The organism is Spirosoma pollinicola, assembly GCF_002831565.1.
Classification (GTDB): domain Bacteria; phylum Bacteroidota; class Bacteroidia; order Cytophagales; family Spirosomataceae; genus Spirosoma; species Spirosoma pollinicola.
The window spans coordinates 5,658,739-5,684,417 of the sequence record NZ_CP025096.1 but is presented as its reverse complement, the minus strand read 5'-3'; the positions used below and the strand labels follow the sequence as shown (position 1 = coordinate 5,684,417).

The following is a 25,679-nucleotide window of genomic DNA, read 5'->3' as shown; positions in this document are numbered from 1 at the left end:
ATGATAAATGATGACCGGCTGGCGAAACAGTGAAGAATACGATGTGCTACAACATTATTCACCCTGCATTCTTCACTTTTTGAACGGCTGCTTTAAACTGATTACCCCGATCTTCGTAATTTTTAAATAGATCAAAGCTTGCACAGGCGGGCGATAATAGGACAACATCGCCGGGCTGCCCCCATTCGAGTCCTTTCGCGATGGCGTCTGCCACATCCTGAGTTTCGTAAATAGATGAAATTTTACTGCCGAAGTAATCTACTAATTTATGGTTGTCTATCCCTAAACAAATCAGCGCTTTTATTTTCCGGCTCACCAGCTCATCCAACTGACTGTAATCATTTCCTTTGTCCAGGCCACCGGCTATCCAGATCGTGGGCGCGTCCATACTCGACAGGGCATAAAAAACCGAGTCAACATTGGTTGCTTTCGAGTCATTAATAAACTGAATCCCATTAATGCTTCCAGCGGGTTCGAGCCGGTGAGCTGCATTCTGGAAAGTTTTCAGCCCATCTTCAACAGACTTATTATCGATACCTACCGATTGTGCCGCCAGAATAGCCGCCAGCATGTTTATGGCATTGTGCGGTCCTCGTAAGGGAGTGTCGCTTTGTGCTATACCGAACGAACGATTTTTATTTTGACTAACTAATTGGTCGTTAGATAAATAGCCGCCAGTTGCAGGGGTTGTTTGTAATGAAATGGGGAGTTGGTGTATGTTTGGTTGCCGCTTTGCCAACTCATCCAGAATGGGTTGACTTTCCATGAAGTAGATAAAGTCATCTTCAGGCCGGGCGTTCTGTAAAATCCTGAATTTCGATTCTACGTAATTCTGAAAAGTATAGTTGTAACGATCCAGGTGATCGGGGGTGATATTGAGCAGCACCATTATGTCGAGATGCGTTTCATACATATCGTCCAGCTGAAAGCTGCTCAGCTCCAGTACGAAGTAGTCGAAGGTATCGGTAATAACTTGTTCCGCGAAGCTATCGCCAATATTGCCCGCCAGCCCAACATTCAGTCCTGCTGTTTTGAGGAGATGGTAAATCAGAAGCGTGGTCGTTGTTTTGCCATTACTGCCGGTTATACCAATCAGTTTCGCATTCGTATAACGTGCTGCAAACTCAATTTCCGATATAACAGGTGTGCCTTGAGCCCGTAGTTTTTGCACCAGTGGAACTGTTGCCGGAATGCCAGGGCTTTTGACGACTTGGGTAGCCGCTAAAATGCGCTCTTCGGTATGTTGACCTTCTTCGAATGGAATACCCGCTGTCTGAAGTGTAGTTCTATACTCTTCCTTGAGGGCTCCTTTATCAGATAAAAAGACCTCGAAACCCTTTGCCTGTGCCAGTAAAGCTGCACCGACTCCACTTTCGCCCCCACCAAGAATGACTAATTTCTGAACTGACATAGTTAATTCATACAAGTGGCAAAATAAAGCATAAATGAAGAAGCCCCGGCCATAAGCCAGGGCTCTTTGTACAAAATATTTTAATTAAGCTTTATTCTTGAGGCACCAATGAACTGGATAGGCGCGTCTTGTTGGCCACTTTGATGATCATAAAGATAACCCAGGCAATGAGCAGGAACTGCATAAACGTGTTCAGGAAATTACCATAACGAATAGCAACTTCGGGTACTGTGCCGACAGCTTCTTTCAGCACAATTTTCAGTTGACTGAGATCAGTACCGCCCATAACTAAACCCAATATTGGGTTGACGATATCATCAACAAAAGAGGTAATAATTTTACCGAAAGCTGCGCCAATGATGACACCAACAGCTAAATCGAGTACGTTTCCCTGGGCAATAAATGTCCGAAATTCGCTTAACATGAGGTTTGTGTTTAGGTGAGAAAATATAAAAAACGGGTATTCAGAAGCCTCTTAGTGAATGTCACTTTCGAGGGATCCTATTTCTTTCTAAATGAGCTTAAGTTGTAGGAGAGCCCAATTGCGAGCGTTTGCTGGATTTGTAGCGACGAACTAAAGTCTTTGTTATAAAGCGCAATCAGGCCCAGCGTCGTATTGAGGTACCGGTTGACTTTAGCGGTCAGAGTTAGGTCGAGCCGGTGGTTAATATTGTCCAGTTGAGCGTATTGTGTAAATAGTTGATAACGCATGTTCAGGGACACGTTTTCGCTTAAATTCCGGTTCAGGGCCGCTTGTAATTGAAACGCCAGCCACTCCAGACGAAGGCTTTTTCCCGGATCTACCCCGTAGGCTTTTTGAGTTGGGTCAGGTACATAATTACCAGTTACGGCATCCTGACGTACCCGCACACTCTGGTCGGCCAGGAACGTGAAGCGAGGAGCAAGAGGGCTTATGCGCAGGGCAAACCAGTCATTAGGTTTGTATGCGACGCCAGCCGAAAGCGTGAGTTGAGCAGGTGCGAAAAAATTGGATACTTTCAGACTGGTTTGGTCAGTTGGCAACTTATCGTAGCGATAGCCGGCAGCGAAAAAAGTGTTGAATGTTCCAGAAACGAACAAATCCCATTTGGGTGCTACTTTATGACCCAAAACAGAAATGATCATGATCTGGTCGGCAGCTTTACGCGTGTTGCCTAACTGAGTGACATAGCCTAACTGAAGATCGGCGGTATTATCCCAAGAGGCTTTGTCTTTCTCATACAAGGAGCGAGCCGTAATAACACCACCAATAGCAATGGAATTGACACCGCCACCCGACCAGTTACTAAACGACGCCTGGTTGAAATTGACCCCGCCACTAAACGACCTTTGCCAATAAGACGTGTCAATTCTTACTGATATAGTATCCTTGAAATTGGTTGTTGTTCTGGTTGAATCTTGTGCTATAGCCTGCTTTAAGCCTATCAGAATTGTCAGTACGTATAGGGCCGTTTTCATGTGTAGTTGGAAAAATTGATATTGACTTATTGTAACTGGCTGTAAATTAGTCAATAGGCTGGAAAATTTCCACCGTTTTAGTTTGTAGCGATTGTAATGGAACGACGGTTGTTGTATCGCCGGTACGGAGGGTTAATGACAAAGAGTCGATTTTCAGAATTTCACCTTTCACCTCATCTATTTGAATAGTCCGACCTTCTTTGTATTTATTCTTTGTGTAAAAAGACGATAAAATATTTGCCATCAAGTCACGGGAAGCAAAGCCATACCCAACGGCAAAGGCGAAGATGACCCCACCAATAATGAGATTGAAACTTGATTCAAGCAACTCTGTATTTATGCCTGCCTGCCCGAGAGCACTAATGATTGTAACTGTAATAAAGAAGCTAAAAACTATCATACTAAGCAGACGCCCTGACTCAATATTGAATGATTTGCAAATACTTACTACGGCTTCCCGTAGGGTATCGGCTAATAAAACGCCCACTTGTAGCATAATGGCCGCTGCAATCAGTTTGGGAATGAAATTTACCAGAGAGGACACCATTTCGGTGATTGCTGCTACGCCTAGTGTTTCTGTAGCGGCAGTTATGAAAACCAGCAGAATGAAGTAATAAAGAACCTTGGAAATGATGCTGCTTAGCTTAATTTCGGTCTTAAGCTGTTTGATAATACTTATTTCATTGAGCCGGTCACCAACTTTATCAAACCCTACTTTGTCCAAAATTCGGTGAACGATGAATGCCGTTAGTTTAGCTACGCCAATTCCAATTAACAGAATAACGATTGCTCCCATAATCCGGGGAACAAATTCAATGAATTGGTCAATAAGGGTTTGAAATGTATTTTGTAAAATTTCGGCCAAATTAGGGAGCTTTTTCATAAGGAAGAACTTGTGTCATCAGACGTTATTGGAGGTGGGCTTGCTAATACAGAGGCCAATCCGAATAAATCACCAATATAGATGTCTATAATAGTGATTGCATTTCTTATAAGATCTATCTCGCTAACCAATTCATTTTTCAAATGAGGAGGGCAGATGGCATCCGAGATGAGTTCTTTAAACGGATTTGGCGTTTCCATAAAATTTCATTAACGAAAGGGCCAACGAATCGACAGAGCCGCTTTAAGAGCTACGAGTAGCCAGAATACGGCTCCTTCCAGGTAGTGCTTGCGCAGTTTATCTCTTGATCGTTTGAGCCTCATTTTAACTGCACTCTCTGTCAAGCCGCTGATGTTTGCAATATCCCGGATACTTATATCATCCTGATACTTCATAAGAAGGATAGTTTGTTCATCAGGTGGGAGTTGATGAAGGGCCCGTTCCATCTGGGTCGCTTCCATTTCAGCCATTTCGGCCAATCCGTCATCTGTACCAACATCCAGACGCTCCCAACCATCATCCATGTAAACTTCCCGCCGTAAATTATGTGACCTTAACTGATCGGTACAGTAATTGTAGGTAATAGAATACAACCAGGTAGAGAATTTAGCCTGCTCTCGAAAACTGCTGAGTTTAACAACCAATTTTAAAAAAATGTCGTGTGTTAAATCCTCTGCACGAACGGGATCTTTGGTAAACGACAGGCACTTCCGATAGACTTTGTCACTGTAACGCTCGTACAATCGCTCAAAATAGATGTTCTTTTGGGTTTCTACGTATAAGCGAACTAAATCCTCGTCTGAAATATGCTCCATTTTATACGGTGGTGGTTGATAAGACCAGAAAAAGTAGGAAAAGTAACGTTGATCCAAAGGGTACCAATGTAAAATGTTTATTGAGAATTGAATCCATTTGATCAAGTGCATTAGTTATGTAAAACTCTCTATAATGAACATTTCTCATGATACGTCTGTTAAATAATTGATTATGAATTAATTAGAAAAGTTTACCTGTTCTCACTTTATTCATTTCAGGGCAAAGATATTTATAAAAATATACGCTTAATTAAGTAATAGTATATTGTTTATAGTCATTAAATTATAAAATATACATAAATTATATATACAGCTTATATAAAAAAAATACCCGGCCTGTCAGGCCGGGTATTTTTTTTATATGCTAGATTCTCAACAGTATTAACCTATAGACACCCGCTTAAACGAGTTTACGGTTAATCCTTTGCTGGTTTTTTCCAACAACTGGGCAATAGTTACTGAGTTGTCTTTCACAAATTCCTGATTCAACAAGGTGTTGTCTTTATAAAACTTGTTAAGCTTGCCCATTGCTATTTTTTCGAGCATGGCTTCAGGCTTGCCTTCCTGACGGGCCTGTTCTTTTCCGATTTCGATTTCGCGTTGTACAATCGTAGCGTCAACACCATCTTTGTCCAAAGCAACTGGCTTCATAGCAGCAATTTGCATGGCGATGTCTTTGCCTACTTCAGTTACGTCGGTATCATTTGTGTTCATCAGGCCAACTAATACGCCCAATTTACCATTCGAGTGAATGTACGATACGACTTTATCAGCAGATACTGTTTCAAACGAAGCTACGTCAACTTTCTCACCAATTTTGCCCATCAGATCTGTGATGTGATCCTGAAGTGAACGACCATCAGCCTGAGGAGTCGCTAACAGAGCCGCTTTGTCCATAGCTTCAGTAGCAACGGCAGTGCTTAATACGGTCATCGCCAGGTTTTGGAAATCGGCAACTTTCGAAACAGGCTCGGTTTCGCAGGCTAATGCGATTACTTTACCACTCTTGCCATCGGGACTAACGTGGGCCAGAACAATACCTTCGGCCGTTGCGTTGTCAGCCCGTTTGTCTGCTATCTTCTGACCCTGCTTGCGCAGAATCTCTTTTGCTTTTTCAAAGTCGCCATCGGCTTCGGTGAGGGCTTTTTTACAGTCCATCATGCCGGCTCCGGTCTCTTGCCGAAGTTTATTTACGTCAGCAGCGGTAATTGCCATAATAATAGGTGATTGTGAAATTGAATTGCCAATAAATATTTGGGAACCCGTGGGTTGTATCCTGAAATGGAATAGCCCATAGCGGCTGGCTACGGGCTATTCCTCTGAAGTTATAAAGTTGCTAAGGTATAAAGTTAGCGAGTCGTTTATAGTAGAAGAACTCTACAATATGCCAACTTACTACCTTACTAACCCATTAACTTTACTGTGCTTCCTGCTCGTCTTCAGCAATAGCGGCCGGGGCAGAAGTAGCTTCGGGCTGCGATGCGCCTTCTGCTTTCGCCTGGGCTAGATCTTCAGTACGTTTTGCTTCTTCTTCTTCCTGAACGCGCTGATCGTCTTTATCCTGTTTCCGCTCCATCAGGCCTTCTTCGATGGCCTTACCGATAGCAAGCGTAATCAACGAAATCGACTTGTATGCATCATCATTGGCTGGGATGGCGAAGTCTACTTCTTCCGGGTTCGAGTTCGTATCGCACATGGCAAATACGGGGATACCCAGACGGTGAGCTTCGGCAACAGCAATGTGTTCACGTTTTACGTCAACAATGAAGAGAGCCGCTGGTAAACGGGTCAGGTCGGAAATACCGCCCAATACGCGCTCCAGTTTTTCTTTGTCACGGCTGCGGGTTAAACGCTCACGCTTCGCGATGCTCTTGACGGTCTCCTCGTCTTTCAGCATTTTGTCCAGCGTTTGCATTTTCTTCAGCGATTTGCGGATCGTAGCGAAGTTCGTTAACATACCGCCCTGCCAGCGATCTGTAACGTAGGGCATTTTCAGGCGACGCGCTTCTTCCGAAACGATTTCCTGAGCCTGTTTCTTCGTTGCTACGAACATCACTTTCCGGCCTGAGCGAACAATACCTTTGATGGCATTAGCCGCTTCGTCCAGTGCAGCAACCGTTTTGTTAAGGTCAATAATATGGATGCCGTTCTTCTCCATGAAGATGTACGGAGCCATCCGGGGATCCCATTTACGCGTAAGGTGACCGAAGTGTACACCGGCGTCTAGGAGGTCTTTATATTCAATTTGTGCCATTTCAGACTTGAAAAATAAATGTTGTTGAAAAATACGCAGCACCACCCGTCGGCATCATCTAAGGGCAGTCTGGACATTTGTTTAATGAATAATGATGAATGTAAATTGTACATTGAGTTTAACTCCAACATACATTGTGCACTTTTCATTACACATTGACATATTAACGTTTCGAGAACTGGAAGCGACGACGGGCTTTTTTCCGACCTGGCTTTTTCCGTTCTACCATACGTGAATCCCGTGTCAGGAAGCCTTCTTTTTTGAGGGCTGGACGGAACTCAGCGTTCACTTCGACTAATGCGCGGGCAATCGCCATACGGGTAGCTTCGGCTTGTCCAGCCACACCACCACCACGAACGTTTACTTTCACGTCGTAGCCACCAACACCATTTACGGTAGCAAAGGGTTGGTTAAGAATGATTTGCAGTACTTCGGTAGGAAAATATTGTTTGTAATCTTTTCCGTTCACCGAGATGGCTCCGCTGCCAGCCGACATATAAATGCGGGAGATGGCAGTTTTACGGCGGCCAATGGTATTAATACGATCCATTATGACTTAGAATTTAACTGCGGTTGGTTGCTGAGCCTCGTGCGGGTGTTGACCACCAGCGTAAACGTACAGGTTGGTGTACAGCCGACGACCAAGCCGATTTTTCGGTAACATACCTTTTACGGCGTGTTCGATAACGCGCTCTGGATGTTTTTCAAGCAGCAACCGGGGCGATGCGAACCGTTGACCACCAGGATAGCCTGTGTGGCGGACGTAGACTTTGTCGGTCATCTTGGCACCTGTAAGGCGAACCTTATCGGCATTGATGACAATCACGTTATCTCCGCAGTCAACGTGTGGAGTGAAGTTGGTTTTGTGTTTGCCGCGAATCAGACGTGCGATGTTGCTGGCCAGCCGACCGAGCACCTCACCCTGAGCGTCAACCACAATCCATTCCTTCTGCACCGTTTCTTTGTTGGCAGAGATGGTTTTGTAACTGAGCGTATTCACTGTTATGGAGACTAATTGTTTGATTTATAAATACTTACCTGCATAAAAAACAGGCCCGTCCTGAAACGGGAGTGCAAATATAGGAGATATTGACCTGAAAAACAAGGGGATAATGAGAAATCATGCCTATCGCAACTTCAGCGTAACTAAAGCCAGTACAGCCAGCATAATACCGACAATCCAGAAGCGCGTTACCAGCTTGGCTTCGTGGTAGCCTTTCTTCTGAAAATGGTGGTGTAGCGGAGACATCAGGAAGATTCGCCTGCCTTCGCCATACTTTCGCTTGGTGTACTTGAAGTAGCTGACTTGCATAATGACCGATACCAGCTCGACCAGGAAAATACCGCAAATAATAGGAATCATCAACTCCTTTCGAATGGCCAGAAACAATACAGCGATGACACCACCCAGCATCAAACTACCCGTATCGCCCATAAATACCTGAGCAGGGTACGAGTTGTACCATAGAAAGCCAACGCACGCCCCTACAAAAGCCGCACAGAAAATTACTAACTCCCCGGCGTTAGGAATGTACATGATGTTGAGATATTGCGAAAAGACCTTGTTACCAGACAGGTAAGCTAACACGCCAATTGTAAGTCCGATAATAACCGATGTCCCCGCTGCCAGACCATCAATACCGTCGGTGATATTGGCTCCGTTCGATACTGCGGTAATAATGAATATGCAGATAATTACGTAAATGATCCAGGTATAACTGTCTGGCACAAAGCCAAACAATAGTGAGCTGTAATCAAACTCGTTATTCTTAACAAACGGTACGGTTGTCAGTGTAGATTTAATATCGGTATAGATGTCCGGCACATTCGAGGTGTTCAGTAGCCGGGGAGCATATTTTCGGATTTTAACGTAATCATTAAACGATAATGTCAACCCAACAATCAACCCCAGGCCGACCTGACCGACTACTTTGAATTTACCTTCCAGCCCTTCTTTATTCTTTTTGAAAACCTTAATGTAATCGTCCAGGAAACCAATTAATCCCGTCCAGACGGTTGACACCAGCGCAAGCACAACATATACGTTCGACAGTTTAGCAAACAGCAGGGCCGGAATCAATAGCGATGCCAGAATAATAAAGCCGCCCATCGTTGGTGTACCTCGTTTCTGCATCTGACCTTCAAGCCCCAAATCGCGGATGGACTCGCCAATTTGAAGGTTACGCAGCGTGTCGATAATTCGCCGACCAAATATGGCCGCGATTAGCAGGGAGGTAATAACGGCACCAAGCGCACGGAACGAAATATATTGAAAAACACCCGCGCCGGGAAAGTTGTAGCGTTCGTCAAGAAACTGGAAGAGGTAATAGAGCATTTTTAAAGAGTGAAAGAGTGAAAGAGTGAAACAGTGAAAGAGTGGTCCGCCATAGCGGTGAAAGAGCGTAAGGAAATGGCGTTTATTATCGCTCTTTCACTCTTTCGCTCTCTCGCTCTTTTATTCTTTCGCTCTTTAAGTCAGGTCAAAGTTACAGATTTCAACGTTCTGCGAAAGCTTCGCGCAGCACGACCCGGTCGTCGAAGTCGTATTTGATACCTTTTATCTCCTGATAGGTCTCGTGGCCTTTTCCCGCTACCAGAATAATATCGTGCGGACGAGCCAGCGCAACGGCCCGGCGTATAGCTTCGTGGCGGTCTTCAATCGTGATCGTCTTTTTGAAATCTACCGGCGAAACACCCGCCTGCATCTGTTCCAGAATCGCCATTGGGTCTTCGTGGCGTGGATTGTCGGAGGTAAGAATAACGCGGTTGCTTAGGCGGCACGCTATATCGGCCATAATCGGGCGTTTTGTCGCATCGCGGTTGCCGCCACAACCCACTACCGTAATAATTTGGGGAAGATAATCCTGCTCGTCGGTGTTGCGTAAACCGTTGATGGTTTCCAGTACGTTTTGCAGAGCATCCGGAGTGTGTGCATAATCGACAATACCCACAATTTTATCGTCGGATACAACCTGTTCAAAACGGCCGGAGGGAGGGGCAATACCCGACAGTGATGTTAGTACTTCCAGCGGGTCTTCGCCCATAAGCACAGCCGCTCCATAGACGCTGAGCAGGTTGTAGGCATTAAAACGTCCGATGAGCTTGAACCATACTTCGCGCTCGTCGATAAACATATTCAGGCCAAACAGGCTATCGGCAATGACCTTGCCTTTAAAGGTTGCCAGGGTTTGGAGCGAATAGGTTTCCTTTCGGGCGGCTGTGTTTTGCAGCATAACCAGACCCCGCTTATCGTCTACATTGGTGAGTGCAAATGCCGAGGCCGGGAGTTGGTCGAAGAAGCCTTTTTTAGCTCGGATATAGTTGTCGAATGTGCCGTGGAAGTCGAGGTGGTCGTGGGTGATATTCGTGAAAATGCCCCCTACAAACGTTAATCCGGCAATGCGTTCCTGCACTACAGCGTGCGAACTAACCTCCATAAACACGTGTGTACAGCCGTGCGTCAGCATTCGGGTCAGTAACTGATTGGTGGTAATAACATCGGGCGTAGTGTGCGTGGCGGGTATGATTTCATCGTCAATCTGGTTCTGCACGGTCGATAGTAGTCCGCAACGATAGCCCAGCGAACGGAACAACCGGAAAAGCAGGGTGGCCACCGAAGTTTTACCATTGGTGCCGGTTACGCCTACGATCTTGAGTTTTTTTGATGGCTGTTCATAAAAGTTGGCGGCTGCAAAGCCCATCGCCCGTGCGGAATCCAGCACCCGGACGTAGGCCACATCCGGGCTTATTTCGGCGGGTAGTTCTTCGCACAGTATAGCGGCTGCCCCCTGCCGAATGGCCGTTTCGATATAGCTGTGCCCATCGGTAAGGGTTCCGCGCACCGCAATAAATAAACTATCGGCACCAACGTTGCGCGAGTCCATCGTCAGGCTCGTCACATCGGTGTTCATACTGCCAGACGTAGCCAGCAGCGGAATTTTATAGAAGAGATCTTTGAGTTGCATTCGCAGGGTGAACGAACAACAGGTTCGTTTCTCGGCTGCAAAAAAACAGATTAGGCTTAGGACTACCTAATTTTATCTGATCAGGTTTAGCCCAACATCAGCGTTATGACCTTGCCGGGTGTTTTATCGATTTGCTGGCCCGGCTCAATGGACTGCTCCTTTACCTTACCCCGACCTTCGACTAAAACCCGGAATCCCCGGTTTTCGAGCAGGAATAAGGCATCACGTAGCGGTAGCCCGCGCACATCGGGAACGCGGTCATCGCGCGTAGGTCGTCCTTTCCAGTGGCCGTTTGGCGTTGCTTCGACCCAGCCTTCGGTCGATGGCTCATTTGGGAGGTTTAAGGCCGAACTGATGGTGTGCAGATCACCGGCATAACCCGCTACCAAATCCGTCGATGAACGAGGCCCCGACGTATTTGCCCGTATGGGCGGGTGCATCCGATAGTCATAGGCAACGATTCTGTCAGCTACGGCTTTGAATACAGGTGCCGCTACGGCACCGGCATACAGCATATCGATGTTGTCGCCCTGCGGGTTGTCGACAACCGTAATCATACTGTATTTGGGGTTGTTGGCCGGGAAATATCCTATAAACGAGGTGTAATATCGACCTACCTGGTATTTGCCATTGATCACTTTTTGGGCGGTACCGGTTTTCCCCGCAATGGCATAGAACGGGTTATTGATGTGTTTGGCTGTGCCATGTTCCACTACACCTCTTAGCAGTTCCTGCGCCTTACGGGCGGTCTCTTTGGAGCAGATCGGTTCGGGGGCTACATAAGGTTGATTATCTTCAATGACCTCATCGGCCAGTTTTATTTGCTTGACCAGAACGGGCCGCACCCAGCGACCACCGTTGGCTACGGCATTATAAAATGCCAGCATCTGCAAGGGTGTTATCTGCATTTCGTAGCCGTAAGACATGGAGGTGAGCGAAAGTTTGCTCCATCCTTTCATGTCGGGATTCCGCACCACGGGAATCGCTTCGCCTTTCATGTGAATACCCGTTGGCTGTGTCAGGTGAAATTTGCGCAGGTACCGGCAATAGAGGTCAGGACGGCTATAAAAATAACTGCGCATGAGCATATGAATGCCCACGTTGGATGATTTTTCGAATACCTGCCGGGCCGTAATCGTGCCTTTTCCCGTTCGGCTGGCATCGCGAATATCCATGCCATGATACCGAACCGAGCCGCTACCCGTAGCAACAGGCTGGTTCAGCGAAATGGCTTTTTCTTCCATCAGAGCCATCATTGTGGCTAACTTGAAGGTTGAGCCGGGGTCGGTTCGACCAGCCAGGGCGTGGTTGAAATTTTCAACATACCGGCTTGGGCCTACACTCGTATTGATTTTTGATAAATTCGCCATCGCCCGTATTTCGCCCGTGGCTACTTCCATCACGACCACACAGCCCTTGGCGGCATTGTATTTTTCGAGTGTCGAGCGGAGTGCCGATTCGGCCATATCCTGGTAGTTGACATCAATGGTCGTGTACAAGTCCATACCCGGTTCGGGTCGCATATCGGGACCGTCGTCGACAGGTTTGCGTATGCCACCCGACAAGACCTCAACCAGCCCGACGGCGTTTCTGCCCGCCAGTGCAGGCTGGAAACTAGCTTCCAGACCAATAAGGCCCCGGCCCGTTTTAGCGTCGAGGTTGCCAATGGTGCGTTCGGCCATCTGGTCGTAGGGGTGATAGCGCTCATAATAGGGGCGAAGCACCCCACCCCGAGCCGCCACCTTGGGCGACGATCTGAAAAACGGCCATTTGAGCATTTTCTGACGCTCCTGAAACGTCACGCGCCGACGGTTGAGCAGCACATACCGACGTTTGCGGGCGCGGGCATCCCGCACAAGGTCGGTGTAATCGTGTGCGGAGCGATCTCTATAAATTTGGGATAACAACAGCCCTAATGAATCTACCTTTTTGTTAAAATACTCAGGCTTAGCCATGGTTGGGTCAAGGCCCACCACGTAGGTTGGTAAAGATGTCGCCAGTAAACTAGTGTCATTGGCGTAAATATTTCCCCGCATTGCCCGGATGGTATCACGCTGAATAAGCGTTGCGGCCACCCGTTCACTCCAGAATTTTCCTTTTAAATCCTTCTGGAAGTATTGCACCGATACCAGCCGACACACGATGCAAATGGCCAGAATAATAACAACGTAAAAGACGTGATTCGCCCGCTGAATGATGTCCTGCTTAATGTTCATCGGTCTTGACAACAATTTTATTGGGTGGGGTTTGGCTATCGGCAAGGCCTAAAAATCCAACACGCTTGATAATTTCGGATTGCTTGCCGCTTTTACTGAAGTCGGCTTGTAGAACTGTAAACTGCGAGCGCAATTCGTCAACCTGAGCTTTGGCCCGCTGTGTTCGCCGAACGAGCCGTTCGGCATTGTGATTCAGACCAATGTATAGAATGAGCAGGAACGTGACCCACAAAATGCGGTCGATGTGCTGAATAGGCCATGCATTATCTTCCCCGAAAAGGCGATCCAGACCAATGAAATCATTGAGCCAGGAAGCCAGGCGAAGCTTACGTCGTTGCTTCTTCTGCTTCGCAATACGTTCAGGTTGCCGGAAGGTATTTTTAGCCATGTTGGGTTAGGAAACGATAGTTATACAAAGAAACACAATCATCGTCATGGGTTCCGTCCGGCAGCGACTAAATTTTTATAAAATCGAGCCTGGCTACTCTTTCCAGCGCCATTCGTTGGCAATTTGCAGGGGCGTACGCAGACCCTGCGTTACGAGGTAGTCGCGGGTTTGGGTATCTGTTTGCCGACGGGTTGGAATGTCATCGGCGTCGGCCAGGGCGTAAAGCAACATTGTCGAATAGCGAACGGTATTTTTCAACTGACTGGCATTGACCAGGTTAATGCGGTCGCAGTTAGCGTGATAGCAGTCAAGGACCTCTCGGGCCAGATGCCCGTTCATGCCTACCACCGGAACACCTTCGAGCATAAACGGCTGATGGTCGGAGTGAAGGCCGGCTTGATTTTCCATCTGATTGGCAAAGGCCGGTTCGATTTCTTTCATCGTTTCGCCAACGGTTTTCAAAAACGCAACCATATCAGTACGCCCAAATGCGTTTAAGCCCGATGGGTCATTGGTCATGTCGAGGTTCATCATGTACCGAACCTTATCGAGATTGCCCGATTGTTTCAGGTTCTCGACCATAGCTCGTGAGCCAAGCAAACCTTGTTCTTCGCCCATGAAAAGAACAAACTCAATTGTTCTTTTTGGTTTTAGTTTCAGGGCTTTAAAGGTTCGGGCCATATCCATAATGGCAAAAGAGCCAATGCCGTTGTCGATGGCTCCGGTGGCCAAATCCCAGGAGTCCAGATGGCCACCTACAATAATTTTTTCGTCGGGATAGGTAGAGCCTTTTAATGTAGCGATCACATTCCGAGCCTTTATTTTACGGCTCGTATTGGTCATGTTAATCTGCGCATGAAGTTTTTCATGTTCTTCCTGCATCCAGGCTCTCAATGCCTGACCGCTTTCGAGCGAGATACAGACCGACGGAATGGGAATCAACTTGCCCGTTACCGAGGCCGTGCCTGTTAACAGAACATTGCCCGCTACCAGATTGACCATAATGACGCCCGTAGCCCCATACTGAATAGCCAGTGCCGTTTTTTCGGAACGGTGTAAGTTTCGGGCTCCCTGCGTTGGCGCGGCCAAACCAATATTTACTAACGCTACTTTGCCTTTGAGTTTATTTTTCAACGCTGCAAAATCGCCTTCCAGCCCGTTGCCCACGTCAATAATTTCGCCCGTTACATGGGCTTCTACAGGCGAGTGCGCCAGCGCTACAACCGGTACTTCCCGGTAATTATCACTTTTGTGAGGGACAATAGACAGCGTAACCGTGTCGCGCATCCAGGCTTCTACTTCAAATGGTTCATACCGAATTTCTTTAAATCCATAGGACGACAGCAGGTCAAACGCATAGGCTTCGGCACGAGTACCGTTTGGGCTACCTGTTAGGCGGTGACCAACCCGTTGCGAGGCATCGGCGAGTGTTTCGTAGGCACGGCTGTGCTCGTTTACCTCGGTGTTGATACGGGTAAACGCCTTTCGAAATGAAAGTTTATCAGGGTAAAAAGAAAAAGCAGATAACGTTCCGGCAGTGCCGATACAGAGCAGCACGAGCCGAATGCGAGGCACGTAAAATGTGCGGGCCATGAGAAGTGGAGAAGTAGAGTTTTCTAGATAAAGAAAAAATGGAAATGTTGGTTTTAATGCCGAATGTTTAGACGCAAAGTAGGTCTAAAGCGTTCGGTCGTTTTGAGAAAATACCGCTATAATTTACGTGATAAGGCGTATTTATCGCTCTACTTAACTTTATTTTTATTTAAAGGGCATGTACGAATCGACATAAATTAATATTTAGTAGATGTGAACTAGTCCATCTGCTGGTGTTTCATCTTTTTTAGCTGAACCGTCAATCGTCCAGCCAGCCAGTCGGGGTTGATACCCACAACGTCAAAAACGCGGTCCCAACTCCGCTCGAAACAATGGGCGGCATCCGGAAAATTGCTCGATACAGCCAGTGCATGTTTATAGAAGGATATGGGCTTTTGCTGTAGAACGTTGCGATGAACGGCAAATTGAGCCCCCAAAACGAATGTGTATAATTCCGGCCCATCGGTGCCGAACAGGTCGCGGTGAAATCCGAGCAAGTCGAGGCTGCGACCGTCTTCGTTTTTGCTCCATGGCTGAAACAGTCGATGCCCCCGGTTGTCGTCGGTATCGATCAAATGCCCCAACCAGCAAAAACCCGTTTGGCTTATGGCATCTGGATTGTCGACAAAGGCATACATCGTTTTCTTGAAATCATAGGCATGGTCGAACGACTTCCCCTGACAAAAAACAGTCCACTCGGCCAGCGAATCGTATCGGCTGATGATGTGATGCAAATACGTATGGGCTTCCCGGCCAACGTTGGGTAAGGGTATAGTTTCGAATTCAGCTACCGGATCAGCACCTTTGGTATAAATTGTCTTTAGCAGCCCTTTGGGAAGGTTTCGTAACCAGTTCAGGTTTTCGGTGTAGTGAGCAACGACGAGTTCCGGCATAATAAACCTATAAGGTTTTTGAAACCTTATAGGTTTCGTTAAGTAAAGGTCGCAAAGAATTAATGCCCTCTTTGCGACCTTTGCGATTTCCCTTGCGCCTTTGCGTTTAAGAACCCTTATTTTTACACATCTTCTTGTCAAACAAACTGAAACGACGTCCTCCCATGAAACGGATTTGTCTTCTTTTCATTACATCTCTCACGCTCTACAGCATGACCCAGGCACAACCGATAACTCCGCCCAAGGCGGCTGTCAAACCCAAAGATCTGATTACGAACGGTCATAAACGAACCGACAATTATTACTACCTCAACGAACGCGAAAATCCAGTGGTTATCAAGTACCTGAACGACGAAAACGCGTATCTGGACAAGGTGCTGGCTCCTGTCAAAGACTTGCAAACCAAGCTGTTTGAAGAAATGAAGGGGCGCATTAAACAGCAGGACGAATCGGTGCCCTACAAAGAAGGGGCTTACTACTACTATACACGGTTTATAACGGGGGGCGAGTACCCAATTTATTGCCGAAAGAAGGGGTCGCTGGAAGGCACCGAAGAAATCATGTTCGACGGAAATGCGATGGCAAAAGGCCATAACTATTACCAGATCGGTGGTTTTGAAGTGTCGGACAACGACGAATTAGCTATTTTCGGAGAAGATACTGTAAGTCGGCGGCTGTACACGCTTCGGGTGAAAAACCTGAAAACGGGCAAGCTCTACCCCGAAGCAATCCCCAATACCGAAGCGGGCAGTTTTGCGTGGGCAACGGATAACAAGACGCTGTTCTATATCAAAAAAGACCCTCAAACGCTGTTGGGTTATCAGGTCTATCGACACGTATTGGGTAGTGATCCAAAAGCCGACGTTTTGGTGTACGAAGAGAAAGACAACCAGTTTTACATGGGTCTGGGTCGCTCGAAGTCAAAGAAATACATAACCATCGGTTCCGACCATAATGGCGTCGCTACAGAATACCGGCTGTTGGAAGCCAGTAAACCACTGGGCGAGTTCGTTACGTTTCTACCCCGCCAGAAAGGGCACGAGTACGACATTGTTCACTACAAGGACAAGTTCTACATCCGCACGAACTGGAAAGCCGAAAACTTCCGGTTGATGGAAGTGCCGGATAATTACTCCAGCTCTTCCCCTAAAACAAAGGGAGGAGAGGCAATGACCGACCGCAACGCCTGGAAAGAGGTGATTGCCCATCGGCCGGATGTGTATCTGGAAAACATGGACGTATTCGCGAATCACCTGGTGCTGGGCGAACGTCAGGCAGGATTAACGAAGATTCGGGTTATCAAACAGCAACGGTCCGGCGATCCGGCTAAAGCCGACGAATACCTCAATTTTGGCGAACCGGCTTACGTTGCGGGAATAGGCTATAATCCCGATTTCAATACAAACGTACTAAGGTATAGTTATTCCTCACTCACAACACCCAGCTCAACCTTCGATTATAACATGGATACGAAGGAGAAAACGCTCAAAAAACAGCAGGAGGTGTTGGGCGGCTTTGACAAAAACAACTACGTATCCGAGCGGTTCTATGCCACCGCCCGCGATGGCGTGAAAGTGCCCGTTTCGCTGGTTTATCGGAAAGGTACAAAGCTGGATGGGTCGGCTCCCTTGCTTCAATATTCGTATGGCTCATACGGGTACTCCACCGATCCCGGCTTTAGTTCTACTCGACTGAGTTTGCTTGACAGGGGCTTTATTTTTGCCATTGCGCACATTCGCGGGGGACAGGAAATGGGTCGCCACTGGTACGAAGACGGTAAGATGCTGAAAAAGAAAAACACCTTCAATGACTTCGTAGACGTATCGGACTACCTCATCAAGCACAAATACACGAGTACCGACAAGCTTTTTGCGATGGGCGGCAGTGCAGGTGGGTTGCTTATGGGCGCGGTTATTAATCAGGCACCGCAGCTTTATCGGGGTGTGGTGGCGGCTGTGCCTTTTGTGGATGTCGTAACGACCATGCTGGATGAAAGTATTCCCCTCACCACGGGCGAATTTGAAGAGTGGGGCAATCCGAAAAATAAGGAGTATTACGACTATATGCTGTCATATTCGCCTTACGATAACGTCGAAAAGAAAGCGTATCCAAACATGCTCGTAACCACGGGCCTGCACGATTCGCAGGTGCAGTATTGGGAGCCTGCCAAATGGGTAGCCAAGCTCCGCACCCTGAAAACCGATAACAACCAACTCTTACTTCATACGAATATGGAAGCGGGCCACGGTGGCGCATCGGGCCGTTTCCAGGCGTTAAAGGAAATCGCGTTAGAATATGCGTTTATGCTGAATCTGGTGGGGGAGCGGCAATAGGTTTTGTCTGGGCCAATCTCCAGATTGGCCCATTATTGTTAATAACAGGGCCAATCTGGAGATTGACCCAGACAGTGAGCACTACGTGCAATGACCTCCCTTTCTCAATACTACACCTGTTTTCTTGCCGTTGCCACGCTTGCCATATTCATTGGCAGTTGCCAGTCGGGGAGTGATAACGACCCGCTTATTGCCGAAGGGAAACAACTCGCGCAAAAGCATTGCGCGGCTTGCCACGTTGTTCCAGCGCCCGAGCTACTGGACAAAGAAACGTGGGTGAAGCACGTGCTGCCCGCTATGGCGCCCAATCTCGGGCTGGAGGTGTATCCCGGAGGTTTATATTATGCCGGATCGAAAGCGGCTATCACATTTGACAAATGGCAGAAACTAATCGCTTATTACCAAACGCTGGCACCGGACAAACTGGAACCCGCCGAAAAGCCGGAGGCTGCGGTAAAAGACTGGGCCTTGTTTGCGCTCGAAAAACCCCAACTCGATACAAGCCAAATCGCTATGACGACTATGGTGGCGATGGATACTGTTAGTCATCAGCTTTATTCCAGCGACGCCCTTCGGAGCGACATAACCCGATGGGATCAAACGTTGAAACCTACCTTGTTCAAACAGCTTCATTCGGCGGCTGTGAATGCGTCCTTTTCCCGAGACGGAAAGGGTAATGAGCGAGGTCTGTTCACCATTCTGGGAACCATGCGGGCGGCTGATATTTCAAAAGGAGAGGTGATTTCATTAGCCATGAATGGCCAGCGTGCTAGCGATTCATTGGCTTTGGCGACAGATTTGCCCCGGCCGCTGCAATCGGTGTCTGCCGACTTCAATAAAGACGGATTGATGGATTGGGTCGTTTGTGGATTCGGTCACAATAAGGGAGGACTGTACTGGTTGAAACAACAGCCGAATCATCGGTTTGTCCAGTTGCCAATCAAAGAAGTTGCCGGAGCAAGTGAAGCCACCGTTGGCGATTTTAATGCTGATGGCTGGCCGGACATGATCGTCCTGTTTGCCCATGCCGATGAGGGAATCTGGCTATTTCTGAATGATAAAAAGGGCGGGTTTACGGAGCGGAATCTCCTGCGGTTTCCATCGGTATATGGCTCTACCAGTTTTCAATTAGTTGATTTCAATAAGGACGGAAAGCTGGATATTCTGTACACCTGTGGCGATAACAGCGATTATTCGAAGGTGATGAAACCGTATCACGGGCTATATATTTACCTCAACGAGGGCGATTTTCGTTACAAACAGGCCTATTTCTATCCTCTCAATGGCTGCACCAAAGCCATCGCCACGGATTTCGATCAGGATGGCGACCTGGACATTGCGACCATTGCGTTCTTTGCCGATTTTAAAAATGATCCCTCCGAAAGTTGCCTGTATTTCGAGCAGGAAAAATCCTTACAGTTTCGGCCACATGCTTTACCTATCAACAGCTATGGACGCTGGATTTGCATGGACGTGAACGACTGGGACCATGACGGCGACCCGGATATCGTGCTGGGGAATTTCGCAAAAACGTTTATCATTCAGGAGGGGCTGAAACCGACCTGGGATATGCACCTGCCGTTGATTGTGTTGAGAAATAAAACACGGTAGGGTATATTTTCGTCCTACTTCAGCCAGCCACCCGTAAAGCCTGCCCGTTCCAGACCTTTGCGAATGTGCGGGTTTCGCTTCATCAGATTCCAGACGAAATTGGTCCGGGCGTTTTCGGCCATGAGCAAAATAGGTCCCTGGTCGATACCGAGGTAGTCTCTGTCGAACCAACCGGTAGCGGTGGAGCCATTCGCGAAAGCCGAGGGGTAGCGATAGGTTGGGTTGAAGGCATCGAGGAAGCCGTATTTCCCATAAAGCTTAGCCCCGTATTTCGACTTCATGGCACGCAGGGCAGGCAGGCATATTTCGGGAGCGAAAGCTATTGAACCACCTGCCGCCGTGGGGGCAATGGTGCCATCGTCCACAACTTGCTGGATGGCCGCACCCCGTGCGCGATAAGAGAAAAAAATTCGACCGGCTACCGTTGTGTCCTTTGGTCCATCGCAGGCGGTCAGGCCCCAGATTGTCGAACTGTAACCCTGCCATTTTGCCGGGTTCGCGGAACAGTATCCCCGGTTGGCGTACGTGGCCCGGCGCGAGTTTTCGGCATAATCGAATCCCTTGCTGGTCATGTAGGCGTCTTTGATACCCCGAAAATCAATCCATACGTGCGAGTATTGGTGCCCAAATAACGGGTCGAAGTTTACGTGGGGTTGCGCCCGAAAATTAGCCCAGTGGGGAGCCGCCCAATTATAACTTTTTGTCCAGGCGGGCCACACATCGGCATTGACCGGGTGCGTGGGAGAGCCAAGAGCCAGCACATAAAGCAGCATGGCTTCGTTATACCCCTTCCAGTCGGCGTCTATAAAACCTTTTTCGGGATGCCAGCCCATAGATACAAACGGCCGTCGCGCCTGAATCCACGTCCAGTCGACACGTCCATAAATCTGCTCGGCCAGCTGTCTGATCTCCATTTCAATAGGGGTATTCTTATCGAAATAGGACTGTGCACTCAGAATGCCGCCCAGTAACAGAGCCGTGTCGATGGTGGAAAGCTCGACCTGTTTAAAGCGCTCGCCGGTTTTCATGTCCAGAAAATGGTAGAAAAACCCCTTGTAGCCAGTCACCCCCGTTGTTTTCTCCGCCTGGGGAGCCTTCGCGAAAAATCGCAATGTTTTCACCGTCCGATCGGCGGCCTGGCTGCGTGTAATGTAACCCCGCTCAACACCTACGAGGTAGGACGTCAGACCAAACCCAACGGCGGCAATACTGGCAAATGCGGGCGTTGGCCCCCGGTCGGGAACGAGGCCGTTAGCGGGGTTCGCTGTTTCCCAGAAAAACCGGAAGGTGTCGTGTTGCAGACTGTCCAGAAAGGCGTTATCTGCCTTCGTGAACGTGTATGGCCTGGGTTGGGCAACGCCAACGCTTATTGTGAGGAGGAGGAGAAGTAAGGTTTTCATACAGATTATAGCGCGGACGTCTCGTCCGCATAGCAAGACGCTTAGCTGGTATTAATTTTAGATTTCGGCTATGCGGACGAGACGTCCGCGCTACACCGCGCTACTTATAGGTTCGGGCTTTGGAAACCCAGGTTTGTCATTCCCTTTTTTACTTCGGGGCAACTCATGAATAATTTCCATAATAATTGCGAGCGCTGGTTTTCGATCATGACAATAATGGGGCCCTGATCAATAGCCAGATAGGAGTCAGCAAACCAGACGTTGGTTAGGTTGAACGCGTCAACAAAACCCTGATCTTTCCAAAGTTTATCGCCCAGTTTATAATAGAAAAACCGGAGCGCCTGCATCGACTCGGTAGGCGTGTACGGCATGGACGAAAGGGCGGCTGTTGGCGAAATTGTGCCGTTGTCGTTGTTGGGTTCGTGGGCCGAATAGCCGTTTTGTTCATCGCTGGCAGTGAGCCCCCAGCTATCGGCACTATACCCGACGAATTGTTTTGGGTTGGTTTTGCAATAGGTGTAATTGATCAGCGAATGGGCCGTATTCTGTTGCCAGTAATCGGCGTAGGTATCAGTTAAATTGTGTGGATTGATACCCAGAAATGAGTATTGCGAGAAGAAAAGCGGTCCGCCATAGGCTGGTCCTAGGGGCAGCTTGATACCGTAGTAACTGTTGCCGTTTGCCATCTTCCCATTTTGTGCCCAACTGTTGTCGTAAACGGTTTTCGGAATCGCGCTGGTGTTCGACGATGCGGCCAGCACGTAGGTAATAAGGGCTTCGTTCCAGCCCCGAATGGGCATGTTCATGTCCCAGTTGTAGTTGGGGGACCAGTGCCAATACAGATTCGTTTCGGTGCCGCTCTTGGTAAACCAGTTCCATTCGACGCCGTTCCAGAGATCATTGATCGACTTTCGCAGGGCGATTTCGTCGGCGTTGGTTGGGCTGTTAAAATACTGCCGGGCGGTTAGCAGCCCCTGCATGAGGTAAGACGTTTCGACCAGATCAGCTCCGTCATCTTTGGCACTAAACGGAATCGTGGCCCCCGTTGCGCCATTGAGCCAGTGCGGAAAAGCGCCGTGATAGCGTTTGGCGTTGTTGGTTAAGAAGCTGGTGATTTTGGTGAGCCGGGTCAATCCATCCTGACGGGTAATGAAGTTCCGGTTGGCGGCTACCAGAACGGCCATAATACCGAAGCCTGTCCCCCCCGAGGTAACGACATCGCCCGATGAATTCCGTTCGCGGGCCATCCCCGAAACCGGGTGTCCGAAGTCCCAGAAGTATTTAAAGGTTTGTTTTTGCACCAGGTCGAGCAAGAGTGAATCGCTGATACGCGGAAACTTGTCGGTGCTGTCAATAACGGTGAGTAGGCTGGCCGTGATGGTTGAGTTTAACGCAGTATTGCGTTGCGATACCAGGGTAGGGGATACCTCAATCTGGTAGGCCGTCAAGGGAGCAAGTGTCGTTTGGGGTGTTAGCGTAACGATTGTATCGCTGCCCGAAAACGTGAATGATAAGGGTACTGACGCAGCATTGTTCTTCTGCGTGAGTTTAATGGACATCGACGCCGATTCTTTCTGAACCGGAGCTGTAAACGAAACCGTAATAACCGGTTTTACGCTGACATTTCGGAAGCTCATACTGGCCGACGATTGGCCATTTACCTGCAATGTCCGGTAATAAAACGTTTCCGGGGGTTCAACGTCCTGCTTCGATTTGCAGGCTACGCCCACAACACCCAGGAGGAGAAAGAGTATTAATTTTGAATGGGTCATTATATTTTCAGCACGTTGAGAATAGGGGCTGTTCTCCAACGAAAACAGCCCCTGGTTTTTTACTTCACTATGGGTTACCGACCTGCTAATTCGAGTTGGTAAAGAGAACTTACGTCCGTATCAGACAAGGCTTTATTATACACCCGCAGTTCATCAATGGAGCCATTAAACAAGCCCTGCCAAACTTGGTTCGCTGAACTCGCAAAGCCCGAGCTTACATTTGGGAATGCACCAATGAGCACCTGAGTTGGCGTAGGGAATACCAATGCGCCCGTTGTTCCTCTTACTCTATAATTACTATTTGATACGACGACGCCGTTTGCGTAAATATCAATTGTAGAGGCTGATCCATCATATTTCAGGACGACATGAGTCCATTTGCCAGCCCCTTTTACAACCTTGAATTTATTTCCAGCATCGACCGCATCGCCTGTGTTAATGTTATCCTGACCACTCCGTGTTCCTGCTGTATATTGCCCTACAAATCCGTGTATAATCAGCGTGTCAATAGTAGCTGCTTTTTGACCTGTTTCAACGAGAAGGTTGACCATTTGACCCCAGTCTGTTGCAGTAGGGCTTGTCAGCGCGAATATTTCAGAGGCTGTAGTTGCATTATTACTTGTATTAACCCATGCACTAACTGTTACACTGCCTAAAGCACTGGCACTACTCAACGCTGTAATAGTCGGATACACCAGGTAGCCCGAGCTTAATTGCAAAGCTTGTCCTTTCACACCCGTTGTAAACGAAGCATTGCTGCTTTTTGAAGGAGCCATCCCAGAAACGGCTTCATTATTTGTGCCATCGAAAGTCCAGTGCGCTAGCAAATTGGACGAAGAAACATCGTTTGAACTATTGTATCCGCCAATAGATGGTAACGTAGCGGTATCATCGCTTTTTTTGCATGAGGTAAATACAGTGCTTAGGACAGCACCAGCCATTAACCATGTTGTGATTTGTCTCGTTTTCATAATTGGTCGCTTTTAAATTGTACTTGGGTTTTATATGAACTTGGTAATCGAAAATGCTTTACAGTTTTTTGTCACGCTGAGGAACGAAGCAGCTTACTGTTCCCAGCCAATTCATTTTAATTGCTTTAGGATGCTTCGTTCCTCAGCATGACAAAAACAAAAAATACCGCTAGTAACCCGGATTCTGGTCCAGTTTTCCGCCACTCAACTGAATTTGTAGGCTCGGTACAGGCAGTAACTCATTCTTGCCCGCAACGAAATTCTTCCCGGCGGCCTGCATTACCTGCGCAGCCCGTCCTTGCCGTACCAGGTCGAAAAAGCGGTCGTGTTCCATCGCTAATTCGATTCGGCGCTCTTTCCAGATCGCGTTGCGGAGATCGGCCTGAGCGCTTGCCGTTGTAGTGGCTAACCCGGCACGGGCGCGTATCTGATTTACATAGGTAATGGCCGTGGCTGGCTGGCCCAGTTCGTTGTTTGCTTCGGCGTTCATGAGCAATACATCGGCGTAGCGGAGCAGGCGAACGTCTTTCTGTTTCTGGTCCCGATTGCCCAGATACGGTTCCACGTTTTTGTTCTCACTGGCATACGCTTTGTAGTTGTAATACAGACTCTGCACCGAATCGGCGCTGGGGATGCGGAAGCCATCGTACAGCACCGTTCCTACGTGTTTGCCACTATTGTCGATGGTGATAATGGTGGAGGCACGCCGTTTATCGCCGGGTTCGTAGGCGTTTACCAGATTCTGGCTTGGTGTGTCGAAGCCAAATCCGAGGTCTGTCCAGCCGCCCTTGCCACCAACGCGCGGCCCCTGCCAGGTGGCATATCCGCCAACGGCAATATCGCCGTTGTTGAAAGTGCCACTTTGGGTTTCAAAAATGGATTCGCTGTTGTTGTTGCCCGCATACCGCCAGATGATCGTGTAGTCGGGCACCAGTGCATACTGACCGGAATTGATGACTTCCTGCGTTAATGCCTGGACCTGCTGCCAGTTTTTGCGGTATAGGTACGTTTTGGCCAGCAACGCCTGTGCCGCTCCTTTGTTGGCATGACCAACACCGGCCTGCGCGCGTAGGGGTAAGTTGGCAGCCGCAAATTGCAAGTCCTGCGTGATAACGTTGTAGATCGTATCGACCGGGGCGCGGGTTTGAAAAGCGGGGTCGGTATTGGCATCCTGCGCATCTTTCGGCACCCGGACTACCTTGGGCACTTTACCGAAAAATCGGACAAGATTGAAGTAATAATACCCGCGAATAAACCGAACCTCACCAATCAACTGCGTCTTGGTTTTGGCATCCAGTGAAGCAGATTCCAACGCTGCCAACGCCTGATTCGCCCGTGAGATACCACTATAATAGCCATTCCAGAGGGCCGCAACGAAATTGTTAGTTGGCGTTACCGTGAAGTTGTCAAGATCTTTCAGGCTCGGCTGGTCACCGTCGAAGCTACCCTTATCGGCATCATCGGAGATAATATTGGTGGCGGCAATGAAGCTGATGCCATGCACATCGCCACCGGCTCCGCCAAATGCTTCGCTACTGTAGAGACTATTGTAAACGCCCGTCACCAGGTTTACTGCCAAATTTGGGTCGGTAGCGGTGGTTGCCTGCCCCTGCACAGGCACATCCAGAAAACTCTTCTGGCACGAAGCGGTCAGCAAAACGGCGGCAAAGGTTAAACTGCTGAAAATTAGAGAATTACGTTTCATTTTTGTGTTGA

At 48.2% G+C, this 25,679-nt stretch carries 21 protein-coding genes; 2 read left to right on the top strand and 19 right to left on the bottom strand.

Features of this window, described 5'->3' with window-relative positions:
* Positions 1-58: 58 nt before the first annotated feature.
* From murD to CWM47_RS23845, 15 genes are all read right to left on the bottom strand, one after another.
* Positions 59-1,411 carry a UDP-N-acetylmuramoyl-L-alanine--D-glutamate ligase gene (murD, locus tag CWM47_RS23920; protein ID WP_100990692.1) on the bottom strand — a complete coding sequence of 451 codons (1,353 nt, stop codon included), beginning with the start codon at positions 1,409-1,411 and terminating at the stop codon, positions 59-61.
* Between the two features lie 91 nt (positions 1,412-1,502).
* Complete coding sequence (mscL, locus tag CWM47_RS23915; protein WP_100990691.1) at positions 1,503-1,835, bottom strand: large conductance mechanosensitive channel protein MscL; 333 nt, start codon at positions 1,833-1,835, stop codon at positions 1,503-1,505.
* 77 nt (positions 1,836-1,912) lie between these two features.
* Positions 1,913-2,869: a DUF3078 domain-containing protein gene (locus tag CWM47_RS23910; RefSeq protein WP_100990690.1), complete on the bottom strand. Its 957-nt coding sequence runs from the start codon at positions 2,867-2,869 to the stop codon at positions 1,913-1,915.
* 46 nt (positions 2,870-2,915) lie between these two features.
* Entirely contained in the window at positions 2,916-3,752 is an 837-nt protein-coding gene (locus CWM47_RS23905) for a mechanosensitive ion channel family protein (protein ID WP_100990689.1), read from the bottom strand.
* 209 nt (positions 3,753-3,961) lie between these two features.
* Positions 3,962-4,567, bottom strand: a complete 606-nt coding sequence (locus CWM47_RS23895; RefSeq protein ID WP_100990687.1) for an RNA polymerase sigma factor — start codon at positions 4,565-4,567, stop codon at positions 3,962-3,964.
* A gap of 381 nt (positions 4,568-4,948) precedes the next feature.
* Positions 4,949-5,782 carry a translation elongation factor Ts gene (gene tsf / locus CWM47_RS23890; RefSeq protein ID WP_100990686.1) on the bottom strand — a complete coding sequence of 278 codons (834 nt, stop codon included), beginning with the start codon at positions 5,780-5,782 and terminating at the stop codon, positions 4,949-4,951.
* A 202-nt stretch (positions 5,783-5,984) separates the two neighbouring features.
* Complete coding sequence (rpsB, locus tag CWM47_RS23885; protein WP_100994017.1) at positions 5,985-6,821, bottom strand: 30S ribosomal protein S2; 837 nt, start codon at positions 6,819-6,821, stop codon at positions 5,985-5,987.
* Positions 6,822-6,984: 163 nt separating this feature from the next.
* Positions 6,985-7,371 (bottom strand): 30S ribosomal protein S9, encoded by a 387-nt coding sequence (gene rpsI / locus CWM47_RS23880; RefSeq protein WP_100990685.1) that lies wholly within the window; start codon positions 7,369-7,371, stop codon positions 6,985-6,987.
* A 6-nt stretch (positions 7,372-7,377) separates the two neighbouring features.
* Positions 7,378-7,821, bottom strand: coding sequence for a 50S ribosomal protein L13 (gene rplM, locus CWM47_RS23875; protein ID WP_100990684.1), 444 nt, complete (start codon positions 7,819-7,821; stop codon positions 7,378-7,380).
* Between the two features lie 126 nt (positions 7,822-7,947).
* The gene (gene mraY / locus CWM47_RS23870; protein WP_100990683.1) at positions 7,948-9,156 is read right to left on the bottom strand and encodes a phospho-N-acetylmuramoyl-pentapeptide-transferase; all 1,209 of its coding nucleotides are present in this window, start codon (positions 9,154-9,156) and stop codon (positions 7,948-7,950) included.
* Positions 9,157-9,316: 160 nt separating this feature from the next.
* On the bottom strand, positions 9,317-10,786 hold the full coding sequence (locus CWM47_RS23865) for a UDP-N-acetylmuramoyl-L-alanyl-D-glutamate--2,6-diaminopimelate ligase (protein ID WP_100990682.1): 1,470 nt from the start codon (positions 10,784-10,786) through the stop codon (positions 9,317-9,319).
* Between the two features lie 86 nt (positions 10,787-10,872).
* Entirely contained in the window at positions 10,873-13,002 is a 2,130-nt protein-coding gene (locus CWM47_RS23860; RefSeq protein WP_100990681.1) for a penicillin-binding protein, read from the bottom strand.
* Positions 12,992-13,390 (bottom strand): FtsL-like putative cell division protein, encoded by a 399-nt coding sequence (locus CWM47_RS23855; protein ID WP_100990680.1) that lies wholly within the window; start codon positions 13,388-13,390, stop codon positions 12,992-12,994. Before CWM47_RS23855 ends, CWM47_RS23860 begins: the two co-directional genes overlap by 11 nt.
* Positions 13,391-13,483: 93 nt before the next feature.
* Complete coding sequence (locus CWM47_RS23850) at positions 13,484-14,983, bottom strand: M20/M25/M40 family metallo-hydrolase (protein ID WP_100990679.1); 1,500 nt, start codon at positions 14,981-14,983, stop codon at positions 13,484-13,486.
* 218 nt (positions 14,984-15,201) lie between these two features.
* Positions 15,202-15,876 carry a DUF3431 domain-containing protein gene (locus CWM47_RS23845; protein WP_100990678.1) on the bottom strand — a complete coding sequence of 225 codons (675 nt, stop codon included), beginning with the start codon at positions 15,874-15,876 and terminating at the stop codon, positions 15,202-15,204.
* 164 nt (positions 15,877-16,040) lie between these two features.
* On the opposite strand from CWM47_RS23845, the gene CWM47_RS23840 reads away from it, so the two are divergent.
* Entirely contained in the window at positions 16,041-18,209 is a 2,169-nt protein-coding gene (locus CWM47_RS23840) for a S9 family peptidase (RefSeq protein WP_100990677.1), read from the top strand.
* A 90-nt stretch (positions 18,210-18,299) separates the two neighbouring features.
* Positions 18,300-19,820: an FG-GAP-like repeat-containing protein gene (locus tag CWM47_RS23835; RefSeq protein ID WP_100990676.1), complete on the top strand. Its 1,521-nt coding sequence runs from the start codon at positions 18,300-18,302 to the stop codon at positions 19,818-19,820.
* 14 nt (positions 19,821-19,834) lie between these two features.
* On the opposite strand, the gene CWM47_RS23830 is transcribed toward CWM47_RS23835, so the two are convergent.
* The 4 genes from CWM47_RS23830 to CWM47_RS23815 form a co-directional block, all read right to left on the bottom strand.
* The gene (locus CWM47_RS23830) at positions 19,835-21,220 is read right to left on the bottom strand and encodes a glucoamylase family protein (protein WP_100990675.1); all 1,386 of its coding nucleotides are present in this window, start codon (positions 21,218-21,220) and stop codon (positions 19,835-19,837) included.
* A gap of 104 nt (positions 21,221-21,324) precedes the next feature.
* Positions 21,325-22,992, bottom strand: coding sequence for a glucoamylase family protein (locus tag CWM47_RS23825; RefSeq protein ID WP_100990674.1), 1,668 nt, complete (start codon positions 22,990-22,992; stop codon positions 21,325-21,327).
* A 74-nt stretch (positions 22,993-23,066) separates the two neighbouring features.
* Positions 23,067-23,963, bottom strand: coding sequence for a LamG-like jellyroll fold domain-containing protein (locus tag CWM47_RS23820; RefSeq protein WP_100990673.1), 897 nt, complete (start codon positions 23,961-23,963; stop codon positions 23,067-23,069).
* 169 nt (positions 23,964-24,132) lie between these two features.
* Positions 24,133-25,668 carry a RagB/SusD family nutrient uptake outer membrane protein gene (locus CWM47_RS23815; RefSeq protein ID WP_100990672.1) on the bottom strand — a complete coding sequence of 512 codons (1,536 nt, stop codon included), beginning with the start codon at positions 25,666-25,668 and terminating at the stop codon, positions 24,133-24,135.
* Between the last annotated feature and the right edge of the window lie 11 nt (positions 25,669-25,679).

Excerpts from the sequence above, each read along its gene's own strand:
- murD (WP_100990692.1), bottom strand. The coding sequence starts at position 1,411 with ATGTCAGTTCAGAAATTAGTCATTCTTGGTGGGGGCGAAAGTGGAGTC.
- mscL (WP_100990691.1), bottom strand. The coding sequence starts at position 1,835 with ATGTTAAGCGAATTTCGGACATTTATTGCCCAGGGAAACGTACTCGAT.
- CWM47_RS23910 (WP_100990690.1), bottom strand. The coding sequence starts at position 2,869 with ATGAAAACGGCCCTATACGTACTGACAATTCTGATAGGCTTAAAGCAG.
- CWM47_RS23905 (WP_100990689.1), bottom strand. The coding sequence starts at position 3,752 with ATGAAAAAGCTCCCTAATTTGGCCGAAATTTTACAAAATACATTTCAA.
- CWM47_RS23895 (WP_100990687.1), bottom strand. The coding sequence starts at position 4,567 with ATGGAGCATATTTCAGACGAGGATTTAGTTCGCTTATACGTAGAAACC.
- tsf (WP_100990686.1), bottom strand. The coding sequence starts at position 5,782 with ATGGCAATTACCGCTGCTGACGTAAATAAACTTCGGCAAGAGACCGGA.
- rpsB (WP_100994017.1), bottom strand. The coding sequence starts at position 6,821 with ATGGCACAAATTGAATATAAAGACCTCCTAGACGCCGGTGTACACTTC.
- rpsI (WP_100990685.1), bottom strand. The coding sequence starts at position 7,371 with ATGGATCGTATTAATACCATTGGCCGCCGTAAAACTGCCATCTCCCGC.
- mraY (WP_100990683.1), bottom strand. The coding sequence starts at position 9,156 with ATGCTCTATTACCTCTTCCAGTTTCTTGACGAACGCTACAACTTTCCC.
- CWM47_RS23865 (WP_100990682.1), bottom strand. The coding sequence starts at position 10,786 with ATGCAACTCAAAGATCTCTTCTATAAAATTCCGCTGCTGGCTACGTCT.
- CWM47_RS23860 (WP_100990681.1), bottom strand. The coding sequence starts at position 13,002 with ATGAACATTAAGCAGGACATCATTCAGCGGGCGAATCACGTCTTTTAC.
- CWM47_RS23855 (WP_100990680.1), bottom strand. The coding sequence starts at position 13,390 with ATGGCTAAAAATACCTTCCGGCAACCTGAACGTATTGCGAAGCAGAAG.
- CWM47_RS23850 (WP_100990679.1), bottom strand. The coding sequence starts at position 14,983 with ATGGCCCGCACATTTTACGTGCCTCGCATTCGGCTCGTGCTGCTCTGT.
- CWM47_RS23845 (WP_100990678.1), bottom strand. The coding sequence starts at position 15,876 with ATGCCGGAACTCGTCGTTGCTCACTACACCGAAAACCTGAACTGGTTA.
- CWM47_RS23840 (WP_100990677.1), top strand. The coding sequence starts at position 16,041 with ATGAAACGGATTTGTCTTCTTTTCATTACATCTCTCACGCTCTACAGC.
- CWM47_RS23835 (WP_100990676.1), top strand. The coding sequence starts at position 18,300 with ATGACCTCCCTTTCTCAATACTACACCTGTTTTCTTGCCGTTGCCACG.
- CWM47_RS23830 (WP_100990675.1), bottom strand. The coding sequence starts at position 21,220 with ATGAAAACCTTACTTCTCCTCCTCCTCACAATAAGCGTTGGCGTTGCC.
- CWM47_RS23825 (WP_100990674.1), bottom strand. The coding sequence starts at position 22,992 with ATGACCCATTCAAAATTAATACTCTTTCTCCTCCTGGGTGTTGTGGGC.
- CWM47_RS23820 (WP_100990673.1), bottom strand. The coding sequence starts at position 23,963 with ATGAAAACGAGACAAATCACAACATGGTTAATGGCTGGTGCTGTCCTA.
- CWM47_RS23815 (WP_100990672.1), bottom strand. The coding sequence starts at position 25,668 with ATGAAACGTAATTCTCTAATTTTCAGCAGTTTAACCTTTGCCGCCGTT.